Source organism: Actinomadura sp. GC306, assembly GCF_004348665.1.
Taxonomy (GTDB): Bacteria; Actinomycetota; Actinomycetes; order Streptosporangiales; family Streptosporangiaceae; genus Spirillospora.
Genome location: NZ_SMKM01000358.1, coordinates 1 through 5,817, shown reverse-complemented (window position 1 = coordinate 5,817; position 5,817 = coordinate 1). Strand labels below are relative to the sequence as shown.

The following is a 5,817-nucleotide window of genomic DNA, read 5'->3' as shown; positions in this document are numbered from 1 at the left end:
GCAGGGGCTGGACGATCGCGGTCGGACCGGCCCGCGCCCAGCGCCGGACGGCCTGCGCGGCGCGCCCGTCCCACCAGTGCGGGCCGGAGCAGTCGCTGAGGACCAGCACGGCGTGGCGGCCCGACGCGTCCAGGAGCGTCCCCGGGTCCTGTGACGGCGCGCCGGGCGCGGACGCCACGCGGCCCGTCGTGTCGAGGTGGCTGACGTGGAGGTCCTGGAAGGCGCCCTGCCGCAGCAGTGTCTCGGCGAGCTCGCGGGCGAGGGGGCGCCAGAGCCGCATGGTCGGCCCGGTGTCGACGACCAGGGTGAGGCTCAGCCAACGTTCCGGTGACGGGACGAGGACGGGCGCCCACCGGCGGGTGTCCGCGATGCGCGCGGCGGTCGCCTCCTCGTCCACCTCGGTGCGGTGCCGGGACGGGACGGGGCGCTTCAGCGGCCGCAGCGCCCGCTGCACGCCGAGCGGGTCCGCGAGCATCGGCGCGGTCGGGACGAGCACCTCGGCCGCCGCACCGGCCGCCGGTCCGGGCACGGGGGAGGGGCCGGGAGGCGGATGGAGCGCGGTCAGCGGCCCCGGCCCCGGCGGCACCGGCACCGGCGCGTCCGGACGCGGAGTCGTGAAATCCGGCGGGCCGGGCGGTGCCATAACCCGCCGTTTCGAACGCGGCGGGACGGACGGGGCGGTCTCCTCCGGGCCCGAGATGTGGCAGGCGAGCCACAGCAGCTCGCTCAGTTCCCGCGCGTCAGGGGGCGGCCCCACCGCCCCGAGCACCTCGCGGAACCGGTCAATCGTCATCGATCGGCCCGGACAGGTACGGCATGATCCGGTCGGCGAGGCTCCGGCGGTCCTCGGTGTCGGCGTGCCGGCACAGGTAGACGGCGTTGAGGAGCTGGTCGGTGGCGAGCGTCCCGGCCGAGGAGCGTTCGAAGAACCGGCGGACGAGGTCGTCGCTCTGGTCGGCGAGCGGCCCGAGGTGCTCCCGCACGATCGCCGCCAGCTCCGCCTCCCCGGACGGCTGCCGCAGTTCGACGGTGACGCAGCGCCGCAGGAACGCGGGCGGGAACTCCCGCTCGCCGTTGCTGGTCATGACGACCAGGGGGAACGCGTTGCAGCGGACGGTCCCGGCGGTGACGGTGACCCGGGCGCCGGGCCAGTCGAGCGGAGCTCGTCCCTCGGACGGCGGCGGGTGGGGGCCGGAGGACGGTCCGTCGGCGGTCATGACCTCGGCGGACGGGTCGGCGCGGCGGGACAGCTCCGGGATCTCGTACTCGCCCTTCTCGAAGATCGTGAGGAGGTCGTTGGGCAGGTCGATGTCGCTCTTGTCGATCTCGTCGATCAGCAGGACGCGGGGGCGGCCGTAGGGGAGCAGCGCGGTGCCGAGCGGCCCGAGCCGGATGTAGCGGCCGATGTCCTCTTCGGACGGGGCGCCTTCCCGTCCGGCCGCGTAGAGGCGGGTCAGCGGGTCGTACTGGTAGAGGCCGTCGCGCAGGGTCGTCCGGCTGGTGATCGGCCAGTGCAGGACGGGCCCGAGCCCCAGTTCGTGGGCCACCGCGTAGGCCAGGGTCGACTTCCCCGTACCGGGCGGCCCTGTCACCAGCAGCGGGCGACGCAGGTACAGGGCGGCGTTGACTTGCTGCACGGCGTCGTCCGACGGCCGGTACGTCGTCGCCTGGTGCTCGTTGCCCGACCCACCTTCCGGGGAGGGCAGCACAGGGTCTCCGTCGAACGCGCGCCAAGGCGGGGGCGGAGGCAACCGGTCGATGCCGTCGTGCGGTTGACGGCTCCCGGTGTAGAGCAGCCAGTCGGGCACCTATACCTCCATGGCGAGCGGGGGATCGGGCAGCCGGGACGGATCGTCCCACAGGAGCGTCAGGTCGCGGCCGCAGTGCGGCTCGCCCTCAGGCGCGATCAGCGCCTGCTTGCGAAGGGCGAACGCGACCTGGGGAAGCTCATCGGGGTGCTTGCCGCCGACGGCGGCGGTCAGCTCGTCGAGGACGCGGTGCCCCCGGCAGTCCTCGTGCGAGGGGGCGGCGCAGGGGGTGCGCGTCCACAGCATGACGGGAATGCCGTTGTTGAGCGCCGCCGTCAGCCAGTTCTTCACCGGACGCGACCCGTACACGAGGACGCAGAAGTCGACGTGCGCCTCCAGCATGTTCTGGAACGCCTTGCCCGTGCGCGGCGTGTCGCACGCGATCGGGCGGGGGTCGCTGCGGCCCCGCTCGGTCAGCAGCCGCCAGCGGTGGTGCGCCTGGTCGCGGCGGATCGAGTCGGGCCGCAGCCGCTCCACGTCCCGTACCACGACCGGGTACTGCCGCATCAAGATCTTGCGGCCGGGATCGACGTGCCACTGCTCGAACGGCTTGCCGAGCCAGCTCTCCGGCACCGCGAACTCGATCATCCAGTCGCGCCCGAACAGCGCCGGCGCGAGCTCGGCGACCCCGGCCTCGACGGTCGGCCTGACCTGCCGCTCGGCGACGCGCTCGGTCCGCCGGGACGGCCCTTCCGCGCCGTCGATCCAGGTGTGCACGGTGACGTCGAAGGCGTTGTCGAACGTCACCCGCTCCAGCCGCACGATCACCGACGCTGGCCCGGACCGCGGGGCCCCGGCGGGTGCGGCACCGGGCAGGTGCCGCACCGACCACGCCGCGAACCGCCCGGGCTCCGGCAGGTGCCGCGCGAGCGCCGCGAGGTACCGGACGAGCTTCTCCTGCGGCCAGCCCTCCGCCACGTACCGGACCGAACCCCACGCGGACTGGAACCCGCCGAGCGCCCGCCGCCCCGTGAGGCGTTCGAGGTCGGCCGCGAGCGGGTCGGTGAACCGGACACCGGCCAGCAGCCCCCGCAGCTCCCGCCGCGCCTCGGCCGTCAGCCACCGCAGCGGCAGCAGGTCGTCCAGTTCCTCCCAGTGCCGCCGGATGCTGTCGAGGGGGAGCATCCACCCCAGGTCGCCGCGGTCCCCGCGCAGTTCGGCGTTGGTGACCATGCCGATGACCTCGCCGGTCGCCGTGTCGTACACCGGCGACCCGCTGTAGCCCTCCTCCAGCGCGTCGGAGCCGGTCGTCCGCAGCTCCCACCACTCACGTTCGCGGCTCCACCGCGGGCTGGTCGTGACGGTCGCGTGCCGCTCACCGCCATCGGGGCGCCGCGGGAACCCCCAGACGCCGAACTCGCCGTCGTCCGCCCTGGCCCGCGCGTCGTCCGGCGCGGCGAGCCTCGCGGGGGCCAGCGGGACGGCCTCGTCGAGTTCGAGGACGGCGACGTCCCCGGTGTCGCCCTCCCGCCGCCAGTCACCGCGATGGACGACCGTGGCTTTGAGCCCCTCAAACAGCCCGGGGAACCCGACGTGGGCCTCGTCCAGCCCGTCGACGGTGTGCGCGCAGGTCAGCAGCCGGTTCCGGGTGACGAGGAACGCGGCGCCGAGCCGGCCACCGCCCGGCAGGCCGACCCAGGCGCGCCACTGCCAGTCGTCCACGGTGCGGCTACGCCCCCTCCGGCTCCTGGGGCAGCGGACGGCCCCAGGTCATCTTGACCTTGAGGTGCCCCTCGACGGAGGTCTTGGCGATGACGGCCCCGGCCGCCGCGTTGAGCTTGACGCCGAACTCCAGCTCCACCGCGTCCGGGTTCAGTTGCCCGCCGCGCAGCGACGCGAGCGCCGCCTCCGCCGCGTCCCGGACGTTCTGGAACGCGTCCTCGAACCTGCCCGCCGCGTCATGGATCATCCCGCCCGAGCGGGACACCGACTGGAACCCGGGTTCCCGGTTGTCGGTCTCCACGATGACGGTTCCGTGCTCGGTCTCCCAGCGCACCAGTTCGTTCAAGACCGCCCCCTTCGCGACGAAAATCTATCAAGATCACGCCATTCGGGACGTTCACTGGGAGAAACGCGACCACAGGAGGCCACGATGATCACGGTCGAGCAGGTCCGCTCGCTCACCCGGACGCTGCCGCGCACATCCGAGCACCTCATCAGGGACCAGGTGAAGTTCCGCGTCGGCTCCATCGTCTATGTCGCGTTCTCCCGGGACGAGACCGTGATGGGCTTCGCGTTCCCCAAGGAGGAACGCGCCGCGCTGATCGAGTCGGAGCCGGAGAAATTCCACCTGCCGCGCGAATCCGACCTGCGCTTCAACTGGGTACACGCATGGACGGCCGCGCTGGACGAGCCCGAGATGCGCGAACTGGTGTTGGAGGCGTGGCGGATGGTCGTCCCGAAGAAGGTCGCCGCCGCCCGTCTGGGAACCCCCTGACACCGGTTCAAGCGCGCGCGGGCTCGGGCTCCCGCTCGTGGGCCTCGCTCTCCGGAGCCGTGTCTTTCGAGACACGACGCCCCCACGCCATTGCCGCCGCAAAGCATGCGAACGGCGTGGCCGGCAAGATATAGCGGTAGTCGAAATCGACCGTGACCGGCGGGACGGCCAGCAGCGTCACGGCCGACATCCAGAACAGCGCGGTTCGCGCTCGTGCACGCCTCCACACCATCCCGGCTGCCCCCACGAGCAGCACGATCCCGAGCAGCGTGCCGGGAAAACGGACTCGCTCTTGGTAGGTGCGCATGATTTCCGCGTACGGCTCCACGATGTGGAGTGGCGCGGGCCCGTGTACGTATTCGTCCACTACGGAGCGTCGGTCGCCGGCACCCAGGACGGGCAGGTCCGGCTTTCGCGCCGTGGGTTTGGTCGGGAAGTGATATCGGGCCTCGGTGCCGATCGTCGGGTATGGGCTCCGGTTCCAGGAGAACGTCCGGACGAAGAAGTCGTACGCCACGACCTGCGCATAGTCGCCGGGCTGGTTCTTGATGGCCCACAACGCGAACCGCTGCGCGTCCCGGTTGGTCTGCTCGTCGAAAGCCGCGCCGTTCGTCCAGCCGAGCGGCGAATCCTCGTGCCAGATCTGGTGGGACGACGCGAGCCGCTCGCCCTTTTCTCCGTGCGGGCAGAGCCGCGCGATGTCCGGCGGCGGCGTGAACGCCTGACAATCCGCGAACGCCGCCGTGCGCCCCCACAGGAACACACCGTCCGTCCCGGACATCGCGAACCGCCCATGCTCCTGCTGGTACCAGGTCGCATAAGCCCCGACGGGCAGGAAGAAGGCCAGAGAAAGCGCCAGGTAAACGGGCCAGCGCGTCCGCCGCACTAGCAGATACAGCACCACGATCAGGAACAGCGGCGCCCCCACCGTCCGCGTGACGACCGCGAGCCCGAGCAGCAACCCCACGACCGCCGCCCGCCGCCACCCGGTGGCACCGGGCTTCGCCACAACAAGCATGGCCCCGAACACCAGAACGGTGAACAAGGTGTCGGACAACAACAGATGCTCAAGCTCGATCTGGAACGAATCGAGCAGCAGCGGTACAACCGCGAGCGCCGCCCACCCTCGCCGCACGTGGAAGTCGCGGACGAGCATCCGATAACCGACGACCGCCACCCCGACGATCGCCAGATGATGCAACGCGGTAATCAGCGCAACACTGTGAAACGGCTTGAGCGCCCACAGAAATATGCCGTAACCGGACGGCCTCAGCGGGTGCGGAAACGGATCATTCGCAACCGCGAGAAAGTCATAGCTGTCGTTGAACCACAACGTCCCCCGGAACCCGAGCACCGCCCCGACTCGGAGCACGACCCCCGCGACCAGGACCCCCGCGAACACCCAATGCCGCCGCACCAGCGCCCCGACCTTCGCAAGCCGGCCGACAAGGGGGGAGAGCAACACCAAGAACCTAACTGTGGACGAACGGGGAACCGGCGGCGAACCACCCGCATCACACCGGCCCAGGGCGCCGTGAGCAGATCACTCCACCCGCCTACCCAGAACCCCGG

The 5,817-nt window shown here is 71.6% G+C and carries 6 protein-coding genes; 1 reads left to right on the top strand and 5 read right to left on the bottom strand.

The genetic code is table 11. The features are described 5' to 3' along the window. From E1200_RS30555 to E1200_RS30540, 4 genes are all read right to left on the bottom strand, one after another. A partial coding sequence (locus tag E1200_RS30555; RefSeq protein WP_279485365.1) for an SAV_2336 N-terminal domain-related protein occupies nucleotides 1-793 on the bottom strand: 793 nt, incomplete at its 3' end. After that, the gene (locus tag E1200_RS30550; protein ID WP_131955651.1) at nucleotides 783-1,808 is read right to left on the bottom strand and encodes a MoxR family ATPase; all 1,026 of its coding nucleotides are present in this window, start codon (nucleotides 1,806-1,808) and stop codon (nucleotides 783-785) included. The genes E1200_RS30555 and E1200_RS30550, both read right to left, overlap by 11 nt. Next, nucleotides 1,809-3,470 carry a trypsin-like peptidase domain-containing protein gene (locus E1200_RS30545; protein ID WP_131955649.1) on the bottom strand — a complete coding sequence of 554 codons (1,662 nt, stop codon included), beginning with the start codon at nucleotides 3,468-3,470 and terminating at the stop codon, nucleotides 1,809-1,811. A 7-nt stretch (nucleotides 3,471-3,477) separates the two neighbouring features. Beyond that, on the bottom strand, nucleotides 3,478-3,816 hold the full coding sequence (locus tag E1200_RS30540) for a CU044_2847 family protein (RefSeq protein WP_131955647.1): 339 nt from the start codon (nucleotides 3,814-3,816) through the stop codon (nucleotides 3,478-3,480). Nucleotides 3,817-3,900: 84 nt separating this feature from the next. On the opposite strand from E1200_RS30540, the gene E1200_RS30535 reads away from it, so the two are divergent. Beyond that, nucleotides 3,901-4,245 carry an MmcQ/YjbR family DNA-binding protein gene (locus E1200_RS30535; protein WP_131955645.1) on the top strand — a complete coding sequence of 115 codons (345 nt, stop codon included), beginning with the start codon at nucleotides 3,901-3,903 and terminating at the stop codon, nucleotides 4,243-4,245. 7 nt (nucleotides 4,246-4,252) lie between these two features. On the opposite strand, the gene E1200_RS30530 is transcribed toward E1200_RS30535, so the two are convergent. Further along, on the bottom strand, nucleotides 4,253-5,713 hold the full coding sequence (locus E1200_RS30530; protein WP_131955643.1) for a hypothetical protein: 1,461 nt from the start codon (nucleotides 5,711-5,713) through the stop codon (nucleotides 4,253-4,255). Between the last annotated feature and the right edge of the window lie 104 nt (nucleotides 5,714-5,817).

Bases quoted from the DNA above. Each gene is read 5' to 3' on its own strand.
- E1200_RS30535 (WP_131955645.1), top strand. From the start codon at position 3,901: ATGATCACGGTCGAGCAGGTCCGCTCGCTCACCCGGACGCTGCCGCGC.